The organism is Bartonella sp. AP65SXKL (genome assembly GCF_042195725.1).
Classification (GTDB): domain Bacteria; phylum Pseudomonadota; class Alphaproteobacteria; order Rhizobiales; family Rhizobiaceae; genus Bartonella.
The window spans coordinates 1-865 of the sequence record NZ_JBHIOW010000080.1 but is presented as its reverse complement, the minus strand read 5'-3'; the positions used below and the strand labels follow the sequence as shown (position 1 = coordinate 865).

Sequence of the window (865 nt, the reverse complement as noted above, 5' to 3'; positions counted from 1 at the left end):
AAAAAAAACCCGCAAAAATTCCCCCTTTTTTGTGTTTTGTGGGTTTTGGGTGTTTGGGGGGGGGGGGGGGGGGGGGGGTTGGGGGGGGGTAGGGGGGTTCTTTTTACCCCCCCTTTATATATATTTTTTAGTCAAAAATAAAAGTTATTATATTTCAAGTGGTTAATATTTTACAGATCTAAAAAACAACCTATATTGAAATTACAACCTATAAATTCAACCAATAATATATGTTTTGTAGGTGTTTTGGGGGGGTTAAAAACAGACAAAACCTATCTATAAAATAATTCATAAAACTTATCAAAATACTCATTCTGATGTTTTAAAGTCCATGGTGCATTTGTCTTGATTAACAGGTCAATTAACACATCAAATAAACAGCAAATTTCACTATTTTGCTGATCTGATCCCGTATCATGGGCTGTGGATAAACCGCATTTAAAAAACTTTTTGAAAAAAAATTATCCGCTTTTTAGCATTTTTCGCATTTTTCATACTATTCATTCAAAATGGATTTAATTAACTTCATTTCGATTCTTTTGAAGAGAATTAATCAATAGAGTATATTGTCATGGAGTTTATTCTTTATGTCTCACCTTCATAAGTCTGATCATGAATATGTCTCTTTACGCTCTCTCTTAGAATATTATCGTCAACAAGCAAAATCACCCCGTGAATTGGGAACCATGTTTGAAAACCTTGTAAAAGCTTATTTGACAAACGACCCGCTTCAAAAGCAAGAATACGAAAAGGTTCAAACCTATTGTGAATGGGCGCAAGAGCGTAATGAAGATGGAACGGATATTGGTATTGATTTGATCGCTACAATCCGTGATGAAGGTGGCTATGCGGCTATTCAATGTAA

1 protein-coding gene is annotated in these 865 nt (G+C 34.6%); it reads left to right on the top strand.

Annotation, left to right across the window (positions count from 1 at the left end; all coding sequences use genetic code 11):
• Nucleotides 1-587 precede the first annotated feature (587 nt).
• Nucleotides 588-865: restriction endonuclease (locus ACFIMP_RS09775; protein ID WP_375686341.1), on the top strand; the 278-nt coding region annotated here is incomplete at its 3' end.